This is a genomic window from Salinivibrio proteolyticus, assembly GCF_001996165.1.
Taxonomy (GTDB): Bacteria; Pseudomonadota; Gammaproteobacteria; order Enterobacterales; family Vibrionaceae; genus Salinivibrio; species Salinivibrio proteolyticus.
The window spans coordinates 202698-223050 of the sequence record NZ_MUFP01000007.1; the positions used below are offsets into that span (position 1 = coordinate 202698).

15 protein-coding genes are annotated in these 20353 nt (G+C 51.3%); 8 read left to right on the forward strand and 7 right to left on the reverse strand.

What is annotated here, in order from left to right:
- The first annotated feature begins 71 nt into the window (after positions 1-71).
- The 3 genes from BZJ19_RS07805 to BZJ19_RS07815 all read left to right on the forward strand — a co-directional run bounded on the left by BZJ19_RS07805 (position 72) and on the right by BZJ19_RS07815 (position 3618).
- Positions 72-1886, forward strand: a complete 1815-nt coding sequence (locus tag BZJ19_RS07805; protein WP_077675181.1) for a class I poly(R)-hydroxyalkanoic acid synthase — start codon at positions 72-74, stop codon at positions 1884-1886.
- 121 nt (positions 1887-2007) lie between these two features.
- Positions 2008-2772: a substrate-binding periplasmic protein gene (locus BZJ19_RS07810; RefSeq protein WP_077675182.1), complete on the forward strand. Its 765-nt coding sequence runs from the start codon at positions 2008-2010 to the stop codon at positions 2770-2772.
- Positions 2773-2832: 60 nt separating this feature from the next.
- Positions 2833-3618, forward strand: a complete 786-nt coding sequence (locus BZJ19_RS07815) for a substrate-binding periplasmic protein (RefSeq protein WP_077675183.1) — start codon at positions 2833-2835, stop codon at positions 3616-3618.
- Here the strand turns inward: BZJ19_RS07815 and tcdA are convergent, their stop codons facing one another.
- Together tcdA and BZJ19_RS07825 are read right to left on the reverse strand one after the other, a co-directional pair.
- Positions 3619-4431 (reverse strand): tRNA cyclic N6-threonylcarbamoyladenosine(37) synthase TcdA, encoded by an 813-nt coding sequence (gene tcdA / locus BZJ19_RS07820; protein ID WP_077675184.1) that lies wholly within the window; start codon positions 4429-4431, stop codon positions 3619-3621.
- Positions 4432-4464: 33 nt separating this feature from the next.
- On the reverse strand, positions 4465-5385 hold the full coding sequence (locus BZJ19_RS07825) for a LysR family transcriptional regulator (protein WP_162274215.1): 921 nt from the start codon (positions 5383-5385) through the stop codon (positions 4465-4467).
- A gap of 98 nt (positions 5386-5483) precedes the next feature.
- Between BZJ19_RS07825 and BZJ19_RS07830 the strand changes: the two genes are divergently transcribed.
- The 3 genes from BZJ19_RS07830 to BZJ19_RS07840 all read left to right on the forward strand — a co-directional run bounded on the left by BZJ19_RS07830 (position 5484) and on the right by BZJ19_RS07840 (position 8785).
- Entirely contained in the window at positions 5484-6812 is a 1329-nt protein-coding gene (locus BZJ19_RS07830) for an aspartate aminotransferase family protein (RefSeq protein ID WP_077675186.1), read from the forward strand.
- A gap of 28 nt (positions 6813-6840) precedes the next feature.
- The gene (locus tag BZJ19_RS07835; RefSeq protein ID WP_077675187.1) at positions 6841-7671 is read left to right on the forward strand and encodes a beta-keto acid cleavage family enzyme; all 831 of its coding nucleotides are present in this window, start codon (positions 6841-6843) and stop codon (positions 7669-7671) included.
- A gap of 142 nt (positions 7672-7813) precedes the next feature.
- Positions 7814-8785, forward strand: a complete 972-nt coding sequence (locus BZJ19_RS07840) for a TAXI family TRAP transporter solute-binding subunit (protein WP_069588547.1) — start codon at positions 7814-7816, stop codon at positions 8783-8785.
- 74 nt (positions 8786-8859) lie between these two features.
- On the opposite strand, the gene mltA is transcribed toward BZJ19_RS07840, so the two are convergent.
- Positions 8860-9939: a murein transglycosylase A gene (gene mltA / locus BZJ19_RS07845; RefSeq protein WP_077675188.1), complete on the reverse strand. Its 1080-nt coding sequence runs from the start codon at positions 9937-9939 to the stop codon at positions 8860-8862.
- 236 nt (positions 9940-10175) lie between these two features.
- Between mltA and BZJ19_RS07850 the strand changes: the two genes are divergently transcribed.
- Positions 10176-10400 carry a hypothetical protein gene (locus BZJ19_RS07850; RefSeq protein WP_069586647.1) on the forward strand — a complete coding sequence of 75 codons (225 nt, stop codon included), beginning with the start codon at positions 10176-10178 and terminating at the stop codon, positions 10398-10400.
- A 73-nt stretch (positions 10401-10473) separates the two neighbouring features.
- Here BZJ19_RS07850 and BZJ19_RS07855 read toward each other — a convergent pair whose 3' ends face one another.
- Positions 10474-10824, reverse strand: coding sequence for a DUF2850 domain-containing protein (locus BZJ19_RS07855; RefSeq protein WP_102136118.1), 351 nt, complete (start codon positions 10822-10824; stop codon positions 10474-10476).
- 240 nt (positions 10825-11064) lie between these two features.
- On the opposite strand from BZJ19_RS07855, the gene argA reads away from it, so the two are divergent.
- Positions 11065-12390 (forward strand): amino-acid N-acetyltransferase, encoded by a 1326-nt coding sequence (gene argA, locus BZJ19_RS07860; protein WP_046074142.1) that lies wholly within the window; start codon positions 11065-11067, stop codon positions 12388-12390.
- 15 nt (positions 12391-12405) lie between these two features.
- Here the strand turns inward: argA and recD are convergent, their stop codons facing one another.
- The 3 genes from recD to BZJ19_RS07875 form a co-directional block, all read right to left on the reverse strand.
- Positions 12406-14244: an exodeoxyribonuclease V subunit alpha gene (gene recD / locus BZJ19_RS07865; RefSeq protein ID WP_077675189.1), complete on the reverse strand. Its 1839-nt coding sequence runs from the start codon at positions 14242-14244 to the stop codon at positions 12406-12408.
- Entirely contained in the window at positions 14241-17822 is a 3582-nt protein-coding gene (recB, locus tag BZJ19_RS07870) for an exodeoxyribonuclease V subunit beta (RefSeq protein WP_077675190.1), read from the reverse strand. Before recB ends, recD begins: the two co-directional genes overlap by 4 nt.
- Positions 17823-17973: 151 nt before the next feature.
- Complete coding sequence (locus tag BZJ19_RS07875; protein WP_077675191.1) at positions 17974-20220, reverse strand: CehA/McbA family metallohydrolase; 2247 nt, start codon at positions 20218-20220, stop codon at positions 17974-17976.
- Positions 20221-20353 lie beyond the last annotated feature (133 nt).

The following is a 20353-nucleotide window of genomic DNA, read 5'->3' on the forward strand; positions in this document are numbered from 1 at the left end:
ACTACAACAGCGCCTGCTGCCTTGCGGGTAGCAGGCCTTTGTGGTGTTTATCCGTTTAAGAGGGCAAGACTATGTTTCATCACTTCTTTTCGGACTACCTTGCCAGGCTGCAAGAACAAAACCAGCAATGGTGGCAGGATCTTGAGCAGGGCAAGGCAGCCGTAAACACACCGTTCAACCAAGCCATGCAGGAAATTAGCCTGCAAGACACTGCTCAGTTGCTGGAAGGTGCGGCTCAACAACCCGCTGCACTTTTACAGGTACAAATGCAGTGGTGGGAACAACAACTTCAAATTTGGCAAAACGCCATGCTCGCGCGCGACAATACCGAAGAGGTCGTCAGCGAAGAGCGAGATGACAAGCGTTTCAAAGACAAAGCATGGCAAGAAGACGTCTTGTACAACTTTATCAAGCAGTCTTACTTGCTGTTCGGGCGCACCTACATGCAAACCATCGATGCCATTGAAGGCCTCGATGAAAAATCCCGTGAGCGCCTCTCTTTCTTTTCACGTCAAGCGATTAACGCTATGGCGCCAAGCAACTATATCGCGACCAACCCTGAACTGTTGAAAATGACACTGGAGTCTCAGGGCGAAAACCTACTTCGTGGTATGGAGCAGCTAAAACAAGACATGGAGTCAAGCGCCGATATTTTGAAAGTGCGCATGACCAACAACAATGCCTTCCGTGTCGGTGACGATGTAGCGAACACCCCAGGGGATGTGGTGTTTAAGAATGAGGTGTTTGAACTCATTCAATATCGTCCTGTGACGGAGAAAGTACACGCGACACCCATCTTGGTGGTGCCTCCGTTTATTAATAAGTATTATATTCTCGATTTACGTGAGAAAAACTCACTAGTGCGCTGGCTGGTCGAACAAGGCCATACCGTGTTCTTGATGTCATGGCGTAACCCTTCTGCAGAGCAAGCGGAGATCGGGTTTGAAGACTATGTGACCCAAGGCACTGTCAAAGCGGTCAGTGCTATCGAAGAAATTACAGGACAGTCGCAGATTAACGGTGTAGGTTACTGTATCGGCGGTACCGTGCTGGCCTGTACGATTGCATACTATGCCGCGAAGCGCATGAAAGCACGTATCAAGTCGGCGAGCTTCTTTACCACCTTACTCGACTTCTCTCAGCCGGGTGAAATTGGCGCCTATATCAATGACAGCTTGATCCGAGCGATTGAAGCGCAAAATACAGCGCGTGGTTATATGGATGGCCGCTCACTCAGCGTCACCTTCAGCTTGCTTCGCGAAAACAGCTTGTACTGGAACTATTACATTGAGAACTATCTCAAGGGAAATAGTCCTGTCGATTTTGACTTGCTGTATTGGAATAGCGATAGCACCAACGTGGCGGCGAAAACCCACAACTTTATCCTGCGCGATTTGTATCTTGAAAACAAATTGGTGCAAGACAAAGGGGTCAAAGTCGGTGGCGTCTGGATTGATCTCAACAAGATCAAAGTGCCAAGCTACTTCATCTCGACCAAAGAAGATCACATTGCCCTGTGGCAAGGCACCTATCGCGGTGCACTGAATGTCGGTGGCAATAAAACCTTTGTGTTGGGTGAGTCTGGTCACATTGCGGGGATTGTTAACCACCCTGTGAAGAAAAAGTACGGTTTCTGGACCAACGATAGTCTGCCTGATTCAGCCGATGAGTGGCTCGATAATGCGTCACATCACACAGGCTCTTGGTGGACGCATTGGGAGAAATGGCTTTGTAGCTATAGTCCAGAGGAGCAGGTAGAGCCTTATGCGATCGGCTCTGAGAACTATCCGGTTCTTTATGCGGCACCGGGTGAATACGTTCGTCAGGTTTTGCCAATTCACACAGAGGCAAAAACCGAACCTGAGCCTGAAGAAGCTAACGCGTAACAAACTGTCTCAATAATAAGAATGGCGGCGCAATTGTGGCTCATAGAGCACGACGGCGCCGCCGCTTTATTTCTCCTGCACTATACTCGTCTCATAGTCACGAAAACGATTAGGAGGCAGTATGAGGCTGATGGTGCAATGGGGATGTGCATTGTTGCTGCTCCTCCCAATGCTCACGCATGCGCAATCAATCCGCCTAGCATCAGGTGAATACCCTCCTTTTATTTCGCAACACCTCCCCAACCAAGGCCCATTAACTGAAATTATTGTGTTGGCCGCCGAAGAAGCCAATCTCGATATAACTTTTGGTTACTTTCCTTGGCATGAGTCGATGGCACTGGCTCAGCAAGGTCAGTGGGACGGTACGGTTGGATGGGCTTTCACCAAAGAGCGCGCACTGGATTTTATCTATTCGGATGCCATTTATACCGAAAGTGCCGTTTTCTTTCATCACAGAGATAAAGCATTCGATTGGTCAACGCCCGAGGACTTAGACGGTCTTGCGGTTGGTGTCGGCCTTGGATACATCGACGTCAACACACTGAGTCAGTTGCAAAAATCCGGTGTCGATGTGAAGTTACAAGAATTTGCCAAAGAAGAGGATAAACTCCACGCCTTATTGAATAATCAGATTGATCTTGCACTAGGCAACAAAGATGTTTTGCAGCACATCATTAAAACGACTCTCAGTGCAGAGCAGGCTCGTCAGTTAACACATCATCCCCATCCCTTTCGCGTGACTCCCTTACATGTGCTGTTTAGTCGTCAGATTGAACAAGGGTACGACCATTCCCGCACATTTAACAAAGGGTTACGACGTATAAAAATGGATGGTCGGTATCAAGCAGTTTGGAATCAATTTCGACGGCAAAAATTGCCTGAATAGTTTCAGTTAAAGACCCATCGATACTGGTTTTGGTAAACGTCCGTTGACTCTGGAGTTGTTATGTGGCGATGGCTAATCATTTTATTCGCGTTCAGTCTCCCGGTAGTTAGTGGTGCCACGCCTAGCCTGATACTAACATCTGGCGACTACCGCCCGTTTATTTCTGATCAATTAGCACATCAAGGGGTGTTAGCGCATATTGTCAAAGAAGCTGGCAAGCAACAGGGCATGGAGATAGAGATCAAGTTTGTCCTTTGGCCGCAAGCAAAAGAAGACGCAAAAACCGGTAAAGTACACGGCACGGTTGGTTGGGGCTATACCCCAGAAAGAGAGCACGACTTTATCTATTCAGCCCCCATTTATACTGAGTCTGTGGTCTTTTTCCACCTCAAAAATCGTTACTTCGATTGGCAGTCTTTAGACAGTCTCAATGGCCTGAATGTGGGAATTAGCGAAGACTATATTGAAGACAACATGTTGGAAACCTTTAACCAAGAAGGTGGTAACGTCATCATCCATAAATATCCGAGCGAGCTTGAGAAGGTGAAAAGCTTACTGACAGGTCAAAGTGATGTGATTATCGGCAATCAATATGTCATCCATGACGTGGTGCGCAATCAACTTCTCAGCGATGAAAGTCGTCACATCACATTTCATCCCAAACCGCTTCGTGTCACGCCTTTACATGTTTTATTCAGTCGTCAACACCCCCAAAGCGCGCTGTGGGTCAGTCAGTTTAATCGAGGATTACGCCAGTTAAAGATGAGCGGTGACTACCAGCGCGCTTGGAGTGCATTTCGTATGGGCGAGTATGGGCTGATCGGCATCTCCGCCGAGCAGCCGTAGTTAATCGGCTTGGCGTCGTTTATCCGCCTCGATCAATTTGTGTAAAATGCGCGACACCGCGACGAACCCAAAACTGGCCGTCACCATAGTTGCCGCACCAAAACCACTGGCACAATCCATTCGCTTCGGCCCTTGTGCAGATGCCTTGCTTTCACAGACACTGCCATCAGGTTGTGGGTATTTGAGTTGCTCGCTTGAAAAGACACAGTCAATCCCAAACTTTCGTCCTTGAGTCTTAGTAAAACCGTAAAAGCGACGCAAATTGTTACGCAGCTTCGCCGCGAGTGGGTCTTGAATCGTTTTGGTTAAATCCGCCACTTGGATCTGGGTGGGGTCGATCTGTCCACCCGCGCCACCCACGGTAATGACTTTAATTTTGTGCCGCTTGCAGTGAGCCAATAAAGCCGTTTTGGGCTTGATGCTATCTATTGCATCAAGCACATAATCAAAGCGCGTGTCGATGTACTCAGCAATATTATCCGGCGAGATAAAGTCATCAATCACAGTCACTTGGCATTCTGGATTGATCGCCGCTACACGCTCGGCCATCATCTCGCTTTTGCTTTGGCCGATAGTCTCTTTCAAAGCATGAATTTGTCGATTGGTGTTGGTAACACACACATCATCCATATCAATCAATGTGATTGCGCCAATCCCTGTCCGAGCCAGCGATTCCACTGCCCATGATCCCACGCCACCAATACCAATGACACAAATATGGCTCTGGTGAAACACCTCAAGCGCACGGCGTCCATATAAACGAGCCGTACCGCCAAAACGTTGCAGATAGGATTCTGATAGGGAATGTGTCATAACTATAGTCTTCGTTGATCGCGCTGACAGGCGTTATACCGACTTGCTGATGGGATGTCTAGCCGGATCCATATTGAGGGCATCATACAACCAATTGATCACGTGCATAACCGCTGGCGAGCGCTGCTTATACCGCGCGCTGTAAAGATAATAGCCATAGCCGCTGTCGATACTTAACCCCAAGGGATTCACAATCTGATCGTTTGACAAGGCCGCTGAGGCCATAAAGGTGGGGATTAACGCCATCCCCATCTGTTGTTTTACGCCTTCAAGCGCCATAAAAAAGTGCTCAAAGCCCGCTCCGTATTGCGGATTGCTGTCAGCCAGCCCGAATTGTTGCCAAAATTGCTCCCACAGTGAAGGGCGCGTTAGATGAGATAAAACCGGCACTTCCGATAACAACGCGGCCCGATCCAAAGGTTCTGGCAGCAAGGTCACTGATGCGACAAGCGATAAGTGTTCGTGAATTAAACAGACTCCTTGCGCGCCTGCCTGCTGATGAGGCTGACAGCGGATTAAAATATCCAGTTCGCTCTCTTTCCCTTGGGGCACGTAGTCACTGGCACTGACCACCACAGAAATATCAGGATGCTGCGATTTAAACGCTGGCAGCTGAGGGATCAACCAAAGGCTGGCAAACGAGGGCGGCACCAATAAGCTGACGGACTCTTGCCTTGCACTTTGCTGACGCGCTTGCGCCGTGGCATTGGCAATATCATTGACGCTGGCCGATATTATAGTTAAATAAGGCTCTCCGACTCGGTTTAGCCTTACTCCCCCAGCATGTCGCTCAAAGAGTGGTTGACCAATTCCTTCTTCGAGCTGCTGTATTTGCTTACTCACCGTACTTTGGCTGACATGCAATACCTTCGCGGCTTCTGAAAAACTTCCTGTTTGAGCGACCGCAATCAGTGTTTGTAGCGAGCGCATCGACGGCAAACGCACATTCATCATCCCATTCCTTTTTTGCATACCTGGTGAAAATATATCCTTTGCGGTTTAAAACACAAGTTCACCATACTGAGTTATCACGCTTGCATTGAGGCCCTCGTATGAGTCATGTCTTTCACCGTCACTGTCATCATCTTCCCCCCACTATTGCCAGTGGCAATGGGATGTATTTAACCGACACTCAGGGTAATGAATATCTCGATGCATGCGGAGGTGCTGCCGTCTCTTGCCTTGGACACAATCATCCTGCCGTGTTAGAGGCTATCCACCGTCAACTGGATGCTATTCCTTATGCGCATACTGGCTTTTTTACCTCCGTCACGAGTGAAGCACTTGCCGAGAAGCTGGCTGATATTGCCCCCTCTTCTATCAACCATGTTTATTTGGTCAGTGGTGGATCTGAGGCGATGGAAACCGCCCTCAAGCTCGCTCGCCAGTACTGGGTTGAAGTCGGCGAACCCCAGCGCCAACATTTTATTGCTCGGCGACAGAGTTATCATGGCAACACCTTGGGCGCCTTGTCTGTGGGAGGGAATGCGTGGCGACGAGCTCCATTTGCTCCTTTATTGATGGATACCAGTCTGATTGCCCCTTGTTACGCCTATCGCGATCAAGGTCCCGATGAAACCGCTTACGAGTACGGTCAACGTGTGGCCAATGAGCTTGAAGCCAAGCTGTTAGAAAAAGGGCCGGATACCGTCATTGGGTTTGTCGCAGAACCTGTGGTGGGCGCGACAGCCGGTGCATTGACCGCAGAGGCTGGCTATTTTTCTCGTATCCGTGAGATCTGCGACCAATACAATATTTTGCTGATCCTCGATGAAGTCATGTGCGGTACGGGACGCACTGGGCGTTTTTTCGCCTTTGAGCATGAAGACATCGTTCCGGATATTGTCGCTATCGCTAAAGGATTGGCTGCCGGTTATCAACCCATTGGCGCGACCTTAGTCACGGATCGTCTCTATGAAGCGATTGCATCTGGTTCAGGCTTTTTCCAACATGGTCACACCTTTATGGCTCATCCAACGGCATGTGCCGCTGCCTTAGCCACGCTCACCACGCTTGAGCAAGAAGGATTAGTTGCCGCGGCGGAAAAACAAGGTAAGGCGCTTAAAACGGCGCTACATCATCAGTTTGATTCACACCCTTTTGTCGGCGACATTCGCGGACGTGGACTGTTTATCGCGTTGGAGCTCGTAGCAGACAAAACCAGTAAGCGCCCCTTTTCATCTGATCTCGCGCTCCATCAAACGATAAAACAAACCGCCATGCATAACGGACTAATGTGTTATCCCATGGGCGGTACCATTGATGGTAAGCAGGGGCACCATATCTTACTCGCACCGCCCTATATCATTGAATCAACTCATATCTCGGCCATCATCGACAAGCTAGCACTAACATTAGAGATGTGCTTGCCTTCTCAATAACGATACATTGATAGACGAGGGGAAAAGAATGCAAGATGCAAGGACGATCATGGTTGCCCCCAATGGTGCACGCTTACAGCCCACACACCACCCGAGTGTGCCTGTCACCAGCGAACAGCTGATCCACTGCCTGCACGAATGTGCAGAGGCAGGCGCAACCATGGCACATATCCACGCCCGAGATCTACAGGGGGCGCATAGCCTTGATCCCGCGCTAAACCAAACGCTATATCAGCAAGTGATGGATGCCGTCGGCGATCGCATGGTGATTCAACTCACCACCGAGGCCGTAGGCCGCTATTCTCCCCAGCAACAAATGGCTCTGATCCGAGCCGTCAAACCGGAAGCCGCTTCCTTTGCGCTCAGAGAGCTTGCTCCTGACCATCAACCGACTCACCAAGCTGTAAAAGATTTTTTTGCCTGGACGGTGGAGGCGCGCATCTACAGCCAGTTTATTCTCTATCACCCTCAAGAATTGGTACGCTATTACGCGTTACGAGAACAAGGCATTCTTCCCTCGCAAGGTCATCACCTGCTTTTTGTTGCGGGCCGCGACCGAACGCCTCCCAGAGGCGCACCGGAAGATATCGTCGCCATGTATCAAGCTCGTCACTTAGATGACACTGTTCCGTGGTCTGTCTGTGCATTTGGCCAGCGTGAGCTTTCCTGTTTAACCACGGCCGCCTTGCTAGGAGGAGATATGAGGATTGGTTTTGAAAACAACACCTTCGATGTCCATGGTCGCGCAGCCCCCAATAACGCATACCAGATCACACAACTGCGCAACACGCTGGAAAAGCTGGGATATTGTACTAAACCTGTACAAGCATTGAGGCAAACCATGACCCAGTCGTTTTAACCCAATACTATTGCTTGCAAATATTGTTAAAAGATTGAAAAAATAGCGCGGTGACACTTTTTTGTCATATTTGCATCGAGTGTCATACCATCTTCGAGGGTGCGCCCGGATAGCAACCTCTAACTAAAAAGGAATCTTAAGCATGAAAGCGATGAAACCTACTCTGATTGCGCTCAGCTTTTCCGCTGCACTAGGAACCGCAGCAACCGCTCAAGCAAATCAGTTTGTGACCATTGGTACCGGTGGTGTTACTGGTGTTTATTACCCTACGGGTGGTGCAATCTGCCGTCTGGTCAATAAAAGCAAAGATGACCATGGTATTCGCTGCTCAGTAGAGAGTACGGGCGGTTCTATCTACAACATCAATACTATCCGTGCTGGCGAGCTAGATATGGGTATCGCCCAGTCTGACTGGCAATATCACGCTTACAAAGGCACCAGCAAGTTTAAAGACCAAGGCGAGTTCAAAGATCTGCGCGCGGTCTTCTCGATCCATCCTGAACCCTTTACTGTGGTCGCACGTGCGGACGCAGGGATTAAAACCTTTGATGATCTGGCTGGCAAACGCGTCAACATTGGTAACCCGGGCTCAGGTCAACGCGGTACCATCGAAGTATTGATGGACCAAATGGGTTGGGATATGGACAAGTTCGGCCAAATTTCTGAGCTAAAAGCGGCGGAACAATCTAAGGCATTGTGTGACAACAAAATTGATGCCATGGTCTACACAGTTGGTCACCCGAGTGGCGCAATCCAAGAAGCGACCACCGCCTGCGATAGCGTGCTAGTGGAAGTGGCGAACGATGCAGCTAAACAGCTGATTGCTGACCGTGATTACTATCGTAAAGCCGTGATCCCAGGTGGCATGTACCGTGGTAACGATGGTGATGTCACGACTTTCGGGGTCGGTGCGACCTTTGTGTCATCTACCCAAGTACCAGACGACGTAATTTACAATGTGGTGAAAGCGGTATTTGAGAACTTCGATGATTTCCGCCGTTTGCACCCTGCCTTTGCGAATCTGAAGAAAGAAGAAATGGTAAAAGATGGCTTGTCTGCACCGCTTCACCCCGGCGCGGCACGCTACTATCGTGAAGCAGGTTTGATTGAATAATCAATCACGCTCAAAGGAAAAGCGAGCATTCAATGCTCGCTTTTTTATCGCTTCAAGTCGCGGAATGACACTCTCTAAGGCTGACTCGCAAGCTGTGGCGACAACGCTTCAAGCTTCCAAACTCGGCCAAAGTGTTTGTAATGCCCCGCTCGCTCTCCAGCGTCATTGCCCATACCGTGGTACAAATCAAGATGATTTTCTTTGACTGCGCCACCAGTATCCAATGCCATCAAAAGCTTTAATACATGCTCTCCAGTCCAGTTACCTTGCTCATCCAACTGAGGAACTTCAGCAAGTAACACACTGCCCATCGGTAAATAACGACGATCCGCTGCGACAGAGGCGCCCGCTTTCAACGGAATACCTGCGGTACCGCTCACGGGATCTGCGGCCTTAGGCGTGAAGAAAACATAAGAGGGATTTTGCTCCAGTAACTCACGTACTTCCTCTTCACCGTGCGCCGCTACCCAGTCTTTGATCGCTTTCAGCGACATTTTTTCACGCGGCACTTCACCATTTTCAATCAAGACTTTACCGATGCTGACGTAAGGGTGGCCATTCTTGCCGCCGTAGGCAAAATACTCGAGTTGGTCGTTATCGCCAAAGTGGACAAAACCACTGCCCTGAACTTCCATAATAAAGTTATCAATCAAAGAAGCGCTGTAACCCAGCTCTAACCCCAAGCCATCTAAGGCTCCATCGTAAATCGCTTTGCGATCCGGGCAGCTGTCATCGCAAAAGGGTTTGGCATAAACCGGATAGCGGAACAAAGCATCAGGTTGATGGCGCATCTCAATCACTGGCGAGAAATAGCCGGTAAACATCACGTTGCCAAAGTCATCACCACCGCCCATTTGGTCGACGCCAAGCCCAAACTCAGCGAGTGTTTCCACATTGCCTCCCGCATCCAGCCACGCTTGCAGGCGCTGGTATACGGCTTGGTGCTTGGCCACCAGCGAGGGAGATTTCGCTTTCACTTCGGCTAACTGATCATTAAACAGACTAAAGTCACGTGGGCTATCAGACACCACGTGTGGCACTGGAGTTAAAATTGATTCAAACCGTCCATCAACATATTGTTGACCTCGGTCAGTGGGACGTACACACCCTGCGAGTGCAACCACACACCCCATCACGACTAACGCTTTTTTCACACTGTAATCCAATCAGTTAGTTTGTAGCGCTAAGGCTCGCAAAAAGACCTACACTTCGCAATCACTTCTCATCGTCAAGTTGTAACTGCCTGCAAATCAATACACAACGAATGTGATCAAATCTATCTTACCTGTCTGAAGTACACGACATTCATGAAAGTGTCATATACTTGTTATGTACTGTGTCTGAAACAAAATTGCATAATAAATGCAACATCAAGGGAGTACAGGTTGCTATGGATCTGAAAGTTGGGCGTTCAACGCTTCTTGATACCGATGCAGTGGAATACCAATGGATTCGAATGATGGCCAGTGAGGGCTGCACTCGAAACACTATCAATACCAGCATTCAACGTTGTCTTGGTGGCGATGAAACCACCGCCGATATTCTTCGCCGTGTGGCCATGAAGCAGTGTTCGGTTAACGAGCTGCTTTCATCTCTCGACGCGGTTAAATACTAGCGTGTAAAGTGGCGCCATATTGCCATTGATCGCAATTGGCGCCTCTTCACTAGCAGCAGCGCTGCGCGCAAACTTAATTCGCCTTACCGAACATAGACGTATAGTGCGCTGGCGATAGCCTTTCTAGCGTTGATTTATTCTCTACGCGATACAGATACTCTTGTGTGCCAATCGTGTACGAAAGCTCATCGCCATCAAACGTATAAGCGGTAGTCGCACGACTGCCATTGGTATAAATGCCATCCGGGCGCACCTCAAAACGGTCAGCCGCATAAGGGGCTACTTCCAGCTCCACCCACTCACCGTATAACTGTTTTTTGGTCATCTCAGGGGCAAAAAACTCGGGGCGAGTTGCCACCAAAAAACTGGCGCCACCAGCTAGAATAATAAACACCAGTAGAAATATTTGTTTGGTCAACCGCACGCTACAACCTCACTCACTGATAATCAGGACATTTTAACCAATCCCATTGTCTACTTTAGACGCAGTTTGCAAATCTTGTGAGTTTGGTTCCCAAACAGACGCTAATTTGCCCCGTCACCTTGCCTCTTTATCGCTTAAGCGTGCAGACGACAGCGCATAGTAAACTGACTAAAGGCTTGACACTTGTTACCCAAAGAGAATAAAAAGGCACTATAAGTGAATATTTAGACGGACTAGCTCGTGAAGATAAGAAGTACCGCACTGGTTAAAGGATTTCGCCAATCGGCGCCGTATGTCAATGCTCACCGAGATAAAACCGCGGTGATCATGCTGGGTGGCGAAGCCATGGCGGATGAGAACTTTCAGAATATCGTCAATGATATCGCGCTACTCAATAGCCTAGGCATGAAGCTGGTCTTGGTCTTCGGCGCCCGCCCGCAAATCAATCGCACCTTAAATCAGTACGGCCTGGAAACACCATATCACAAAGGAATACGCATCACCGACAGCCACGCGCTTGAAGTGGTCAAACAAGCCGCCGGCCAAGTGCAGCTCGACATTACGGCGCGTTTATCCATGGGACTCAACAATACGCCCATGGCGGGCGCTCAAATTAATGTGATCAGTGGCAATTTTGTCATCGCGCAACCGTTGGGCGTCGATGAAGGGATTGATTACTGCCATAGTGGCAAAATTCGCCGCATCGACATTGACGGCATTCAGCGCCAGCTTGATCAAAACGCGATCGTACTGATGGGGCCGGTTGCCAGCTCAGTGACGGGGGAATGCTTTAACCTCACCTCCGAAGAAGTAGCGACTCAAGTCGCGATTCGGTTACGCGCAGACAAGTTGATTGGCTTTTGCTCCGAACAAGGGGTCTTAAACCAAGACAATGAGGTGATTTCTGAGTTACTCCCTACCCAAGCCCAACCGCTTTTAGAAGCCAGAGAAGCCGCTGGCGATACTGGCTCTGGCACCAGTCGCTTTTTACGAGGCGCGATTGCTGCGTGTCGGGCGGGGGTTACGCGTAGCCATTTGATCAGCTATAAAAAAGACGGCGCCTTGATCCAAGAGCTGTTCTCGATTGAGGGGATCGGCACCCAGATCGTGATGGAGCGTGCCGAAAAAGTGCGCCAAGCCCAGATTGACGATATCGGTGGGATCTTGGATTTGATCCGCCCGTTGGAGCAACAAGGGATCCTAGTGCGCCGCTCACGAGAACAATTGGAGCAAGAAATCCCCCGCTTTACCATCATCGAACGGGATGGATTAGTGATAGGCTGCGCTGCCCTCTACCCATTTAGTGAAGCGCGCACCGGCGAGATGGCATGCGTCGCCATTCATCCGGATTATCGTGATGGTGACCGCGGCGTCATGCTCCTCAATCACCTCAAGCAACGTGCCAAAGCCAAAGGGCTCGAAACCATTTTTGTGCTCACCACCCACAGTCTGCATTGGTTTTTGGAACAAGGCTTTTTGCTCTCCGATGTATCAGCACTCCCCAACACTCGCCAAGAGCTGTACAACTATCAGCGTCGCTCTAAGGTGCTGACTTTAGCGCTTTAGCGGGTTTCGCCACGCTCAAGGGGCCAATAAGGCATCCGGCAAACCACTATAACGGGCGGTGCGTGCCCCCACACCGTGGCGCAGCACCGGCCAAGACGCGTAAAGATCAAGCTGGCGCTTCGCCCGCGTGATGCCGGTGTAAATGAGCTCGCGGGTGATCACCGGTGAAATGGCAGGCGGACACACCAGCACTGTGTGCGCAAACTCAGAGCCCTGTGATTTATGCACCGTCATCGCAAACGCGGTTTGATGGGCGGGCAGACGGCTGGCAAGCAAATAGCGCACCTCGCCATCGTGGGTTTCAAACGCCACACGCGTGATCCCTTCATGCTGCACCGCAATCCCAATATCACCGTTATACAACCCCAGAGCATGATCGTTTTGCAAAATCATGATTGGTCGGCCGTGATACCAGGTGTCACGCTCTTTGGCGATCAGCCCTGCCGACGCCAAGTGCTGCTCAATGGCTTGGTTGAGCCCAGCGACGCCAAACGGACCTTCAGTCAATGCGCATAACAATCGAAATTGGCTAAAGGCACTCAGCACATCCACCATTGATGACGGGGTTTCGAGCCTCGCATTATCGAGTGTCGTTAAGTAATCGCGATATCCTGCCACCGCTTGTTGCATCAAGGTCTGATAACTGTCATCACTCAGTACATGGTGAGTAATATCGCCATAGCCGCGTTTTAACACCGCCCCCACCTCGGCCATCTCTCCTCGGTTCACCGCAAAGGCGAGCTGGCCAATGCCGGATTGGGCATCAAAACGATAACTTTTGCGCAGCAAACACAAGGCACTGGCAATCGCTGGCGCGTGCGGATTTTCGGGTACGTCAAAGCCTGTTAACTGCCTTAAACGCGCCGCCTGCGCCGCAGGATAGCCGGCCTCGGCGTACTGACAAATATCCCCTAGCACCGCCCCCGCTTCCACAGAGGCAAGCTGATCTTTATCCCCCAGCAAAATAATGCGTGTTGAGGGCGCCAAGGCATCGAACAGCTGTGCCATCAAGGGCAAGTCCACCATCGAGGCTTCATCGACAATCAACACATCCGCATGCACGGGGTTATTTTTATGATGGCGAAACGCCACCCGCTGCGGAATCGCCCCTAATAATCGGTGAATGGTACTGGCTTGGGTCGGCAGCGCCGCTTTTACGTCATGATCAACAGGCAAGGCGGCAATCGCCCGCCCTAGTGATTCAGTCAATCGGTTAGCGGCTTTACCGGTCGGAGCGACCAGTTTGATGGTGAGCGCTGCAGACGTTGCGCGTTCAGCGTGGTGCGACGCCACCAGCGCCGCCAACAAACGGGCGACGGTGGTGGTTTTCCCCGTGCCCGGCCCTCCCGAAATCACCGCAAACGGCTGGGTCAACGCGGTGGCTGCCGCCACTTTTTGCCAATCAATCTCCGCCTGTGAGGCGGCAAATAAGCTATCTAGGGTTTGTCTAGCCTCATCCGGTACCGATAGCGCCGTGAGACGCTGGCGAATATGCCCCGCCACTTGCTGCTCGGCATGCCAGTAGCGATGCAAATACAATCGATGCCCGGCAAGCACCAAGGGCGTTGACTGCATCCCATCGGACACGACTGCGGCCTGCGCCAATTGCTCGCTTGGCGCTTGGCTATCAATATGTTCCAGCAAGGGCTGCCACGCGACATCGCTGGGTGGCTGCCACTGGTGCAAGTCAAGGCAGACATGGCCTTTGCCCACTTCGCGACTCAACAGTGCCGCCCATACTGTGATAGCGGCCTTGTCTAACTGAGTTTCTTCTTCACCCATCAAACAAGCAAATTGCACATCAATCGCCCGCAATTCCCCACGCTGGTAAAGTGCCATTAATGCTTGCTTCATACCGACTCTCCAGCAAAGAGGTTGTCCAAGGCGTCAATCAGTGCCTTATCGGGACGGTGCGCGAATACGCCGGTCTCGCCGCTATCGCTGGCGCCCCGTAAAAAGAAATAAAACACGCCCCCCACATGGGTGTCGTAGTCATAATCTGGGATCCGCTGGCGCAAAAAGCGGTGCAACGCCAAGGTATAGATCTGGTACTGAAAGTCGTATCGGTGCGCGATCATCGCCTCTTTGAGCGCCTCAGGATGGTAATCGGCCACGCTATCCCCCAAATGGTTCGACTTCCAATCCAGCACGTAATACTTGCCATCGGCGCGGAAGGTTAAATCGATAAAGCCTTTTAGCATCCCGCGCGCCGTGTCAAAGGTGAGCTGGCCAGCGCGGGCAGACAATGCATCATACCGTGCGGCGAGTCGGTTCAGTCGCTGGCAGTCCAGTGCGGCCAAAGGCATCACGAACTCCATCTCCGTTAATCGACTGGCATTATCAATTTGGTTCAGCCTCAGCCCTTGCTCATTGAGCGGGTGTTTCAATACCTGTGTCATCCACTGCTGCAATATCGGGCACCACTGTGGGTCATAGTTTTCCAAGCTAAGATGATGGGTAATAAGCTCAGCGATTTCTTCACTCATCAAATCGGAGGTAAAGTCCACTTCTTCAAATAGGGTGTGTAAAAAGGTACCGGCTCGCGCGCCTTTGGGAAACGCAAAAACTGACCAAGGCTCCACCGCCACATCCAGTGTCTCCTCATCGGCGAGGTCATCGTCCGCGTCCAAGTCGTAACTGGCTAATGTTGGTAAAGCGCTGATATGATGGCTTTGTTTTAACAGCCCTGAGTAACTGGTTAAGCGCCACTGACGGTCAATCTTGCCGTCAAACTGACGCGCGCTTAGCGCCTCATGCGCCCCCGTTTGAGGGGCATAACGGCTATCATCTGGCTCAGGTGGCGCGACCACAGCCACCGCATCGCTCGCGCTCGCTAATCCAGCCAAACTCTCGGCCAGAAGGCTAGCATCACCGGCTTCTCCATGCTGGAGCAAATACCCAAGGGCCGTTAGGTGCAAGGCCGAATCTTTTTGCCGACTGTTACCTTGTTTAAGAGGCGCACAGCCGATAAAACACCCATACACAGCGCGCGTGACCGCCACGTACAGCAAGCGGATATCTTCAGCCAGCCGCTCTTTTTCAGCCCGTTCTTTGCCTTCATCGACATTATCCAACGCCAGCACCGGCTGATACTGTTCATCATGATAAAACGGTTGGCTGCTTTCGCGATACTGACAAGCGAACGGCAAGTAAACCAGATCGTATTCCAAGCCTTTCGATTTATGGATGGTGACGATTTGCACCAAATCACGCTCCGACTCCAACCGCACCTGCTGCTCTTCCGATTGTTGAGCCGGCTCGGCCATTCGCTCTTGTAGCCAGCGGATCAGCGCGTGTGGGTTGTCCAATTGCTGGCTGGCACTTTGCAGCAACTCCGCGATATGCAAAAAGTCGGTCACACAGCGCTCGCCTTGCGGCATCGCCAACCAGTTTTCTGCCACTTGGCGAGCACTGGCGACTTGGCGAAGCATCGGCATCACCCCTCGGCGCTGCCAAGTGTCACGGTAATGGCTAAAGGCCACCACCTCTTGCTCCCACAAGGCTTCGTCTTGATTGAGTAACGCCAGCTGCTCGGCGGTCAAGCCAAATAAGGGGCTGGCTAGTGCCGCCCGCAACTTACGCTCGTTTTCAGGCTGCATCACCGCCACTAAGATGCGCTCAATATCACTGGCGACAGGGCTGGCGAACACATTATCACGGTTAGAAAGATAGACAGACGCCACGCCTTTTTCGGCCAGCGCTTGCTTGACCAGCTGTGCCTCGCGTCCGGTGCGCACCAACACAGCGATATTGTGCGGCTGAATTTCGGCTTGGCCGGAAGGAGTTTGTAGATAACTATTGCCCGCCACCGATTGATTGAGTACCTGAGTGATATGCTGTGCGGTACTCACCGCTAAGGTCTGTTCAAAATCTTGCTTGCCACACAATTCATCCGGGCTGTGATGCCAAAAGGTGAGCGCGGGCTGCTCGTTTCCCTCCACCACCAGCGCTTTTTGTTTGGCACTAGGCGAAGAGGCCACCGCTAAAAAGGGAATGCTGTCTTGATAAACGAACGGCGCCTTAGCACGTGAGAACAAGGCATTGACCCCGCTCACCATACCATCTGTCGAGCGCCAGTTAGTGGCAAGGTTGTAGTGATCACTCACCTGCGCACGGGCATGAATATAGGTGAAGATGTCGGCACCACGGAAGGCATAAATCGCCTGCTTAGGGTCGCCAATCATCATTAAACCGGTACGCTCCCCCCCTTCTTCTTGATCTTCGAATACAGGGGCATCGTCCGCCACTGGCGGCTGATAGACAGTGCTAAAAATCTGATATTGCAGTGGGTCGGTGTCTTGGAATTCATCAATCATTGCCACCGGATATAAGCTGCGAATACGTGCAGCCAACTGACCTTGGCTATCTTGGTCAAGTGCGCTGGCAAGTTGAGAAAGGAGATCGTCAAACGAGAGCCACCCTTGGCGACGTTTTTCTTGGCGGAGCAGCTGCCGCACTTCTTTAATCGCCAGTGCGGTCAATCCCGGTTTTAACGTCGGCGGCTGATCAACCAATGCCTGAATTTGGTCAAATAGCGCCAGACTCGGTGGCTCAGCTTTACTCTTGGCCGCTAATGTCTGTTGGGCGAATTTTTCCAATTTGTCGGGCAATTGGTAATCAAGCGTCTCGGCATTGGCCCATTGTTCCATCGCATTAAGCCAGTTCGCCAAATGATCTTTACGGTAGCTACGGCCATCGAGCTTGGCGGCGCTGAGCTGGTCGGTGATCTGCTCCCCCGCCTCGCGCCATGCGCGCTTCACCGCATCAATATTGGCAATCGCCGCTTGGTGTGCCGCCATGAGATCTTCGCCGAGCTCAGGCGCCTTGACCATCACTTCCGGCCCGGATAAATAGGGCACAATCTCTTTTAATAAGGCCTCTGGCGCGGGCCAGTAGCTGCTCACCACACCGGCTAACGATTTAGGCAACGGATAAAAACGACGACGCCAAAAATCGGCCGCCGCGCGCGCTTTAATTTGTCGCTCGTCGGTGACAAATTCATGACTGAACAGGCTGCCCGATTCAAACGCATTTTGGGTCAGCATCCGCTGACAAAAACCGTGAATGGTATAGATAGCCGCTTCGTCCATCTGACGCTCGGCCTCTAACAGTCGCTGCGCCGCGGTTTTATGATCGCTTACCTCTGCAAGCAAAGGCTCAATGATAGGGTCGCCACTCTCTCCGCGCATAAAGGCAAAACGCGCCTCATGAATGCGACGCCGAATACGGTCTTTCAGCTCTTGGGTTGCCGCTTCGGTAAAAGTCACCACCAGTATTTGCTCGACCCGACACGGCGCTGCGCGGCCATGCCCAAGCAACAATCGCAGGTACAAGCCAGCAATAGTAAATGTTTTGCCGGTGCCGGCGGAGGCTTCGATCAATCGGACGCCATCAAGTGGCAAGGTGAGCGGGTTGAGGATCTGCGGTTCCATATCATTATTTCATCGCCTAGTCTGCTCGCTATTGTAGCAACCCCTTGGGGGAAAACATATTCTGGCCGAGACAATCAAGCGGAGCCTACTAACGTCACGATCAAAAAAGGCCAGCATGGCTGGCCTTGGTTCATTGATTGAGACGTAACGCTTACGACTGAAGCCAAACTGGGTTGGTCCATGCCGTGCTGCCGTCTTTGTCTTCCACTTCTAGGTTGATCCAACCTTCTGCATCCGCAGGAATAGGCAGTGATAGCTCAAGGCGCTGTGTACTCTCTTCGGGGTTAATGGTGATGCTGTTTAGCACCTCACCACCTTGACCGATTAAACGTACTTCTTTGAGACCATCCGCGGCGACCACGTTAATATCCCATTTATCACCTGCCTTGGCGGTTTCACCAAACATGATGTTTTGTGGGTACAAGATTGGTCCCTGTGTGGCATAGCCGTAACCGGCTTTTAACGCTTTGGCAAAGGCGAGCGGCGTCAATTCGCCGTCAACGTGCGCCATCATACGAATACGACCGGTAAGCTGGTTCCACGCATCATGGGTATCGGTACCGGCTGTGAGGTACATGGCTTCGCCGCTATCCCACATATCATGCGCTTTCTTCAAGGTCGGCTCGTTATCGACACGTGCGTTGAGCTCCATCAGGTCGAAACGGTCGGTCTTACCACCCGGCACCGCATCCTTAGCGATATTGGTGAAGTAGCCATAATCGTTATATGGGTGGTTCATCGGCACCACTTCTGCGCCCATCTCATGCGCGGCATCAATCAAGGTGTGCACGTCATCAGTACCCGGATCGACCGTCAGCGCGGCGCCATTGTCGATGGGGAATGGGTTCATGTGTCCCCACGATGGTGAGATCTCAATCGATGGAATGAAAGGTACGCCACGTTTTGCTGATAAGTCAGCAAACACTTTGTGATTAATGGTGGAATCGTGATCGCTGATAAAGGTCAGATCCAAGTCAGTTGCCAACTGAGCACGCACTACGATTTCTGGAGGTGTTACCCCTTCCAGCACATTGCCGTGGTGGTGCAAATCAGCGCCATACCAATGGTTACGGTTCGGGAAAGTCACCTGAGGCACTTTCACCACTTGTTGGTTGGTTTTGCCCGACTCGAGCGTTACATCCAAAGTTTGTGATTCTGCAGTAAAGCCCGCACCGGCGTTAATGCCTAACTTGTATTCACCCGGTGCCAGTTTTAGCTCGGCATGGCCTGCAGGCAGCAAATCAGTGAAGAAGGTACGCTTACCCAAAAATTCAACCGGTGGCGCTTGGCCTTCAATGATAGTCACACGCGCATCCTTGGCTACACCAGAGGTCGCTTCTTCCACGTTAAGCGCAAGCGTTGCTGGGCTTTTCAGCGATGTGAAGTCCAATGTTTGTTCACTGTCAGCACTCACGGTAATAGATTGCGGTTGGCTATTCGCATGTCCTGTTGCCGTGCCATACACTTGGTACTTACCTTCTGGCAATGCCATGTTGTATTGACCCTCTTTGGCAAGCGTCCACGCGTAAGGGTGACCGTCTTTCTCAATCATCACAATCGCATCGGCAGGCACGTTACCGTTGTCGGCACGCAATTGGCCGCTAATGGTGCCCGTCGCTTCGCCATGACGCTCAGCTTCCGCTTTAACAATCGGTGCCATATCGCCGTTGGGAACAACCTGGAGCTTTGAGTCAAAGGTACGGGTCTCGCCCGCTTTAAGCGTGTGACCCAAATACATATCGCGGCCGTTATATTTGATGCGATCAAAATAAGGCGCATGCAGTGCGAAGGCCCAATCACGGTCATACGCCACCATGCGATCGGCAAGGGCGTCATCCGCCATCGCTTCTTCATTGCCTTCAAGGCCCGGCACTGCGAACTGATAACCCGTATCCGGCCAAATCGTGTGGCCTGATTCCAGCTCAAGATCGTCTTCGCCTTGGTTGGTCATCACGGTTTTCAGCCCAATCGAATCAGAGCCTGCTTCCAAGGTATACCAAGTGGTAATGTCGACCTTGTCGAAGTTACGGCTCACTTTGATCACCGCTTTTTCATCGCTGTCTTCCACAATCTCAATCGACTTGCGATCGTTCGGCCAAGCCGACCAGCTATTAGGGATGAAATCTGCAAAAGCGACTCGGTCTAGATCAATTTTGCTATTTTTCACCGCCGCGAGGTCCACCAAGGTACCACGTGGCACGCCCCATGGTGGCGCAGACTCAACCGCCAATGCGAACGCGACATGCTCGTTTTTTACCGTGATATCTTGGGCGTGTGTTGCCTCGCCATCGGGAATCGCCGTTTTACCCTGTGTAATGCTGACGTCGGCGTGCGCTGAGGCACCCAACAATAGGCCGGACACTAGGGTCGCCACTGCACTTTTTGAGAATTTATGCATGAAGGCACATCCTTTTTTTCATGATTTGTTATATGAATTTTCGATGACATTGTGCGTTAACTTAATTACACGTTCAAATAAAAAACCATCAAAAACCACGAAACAAACCCCAAAAACATACGCACACTAATCT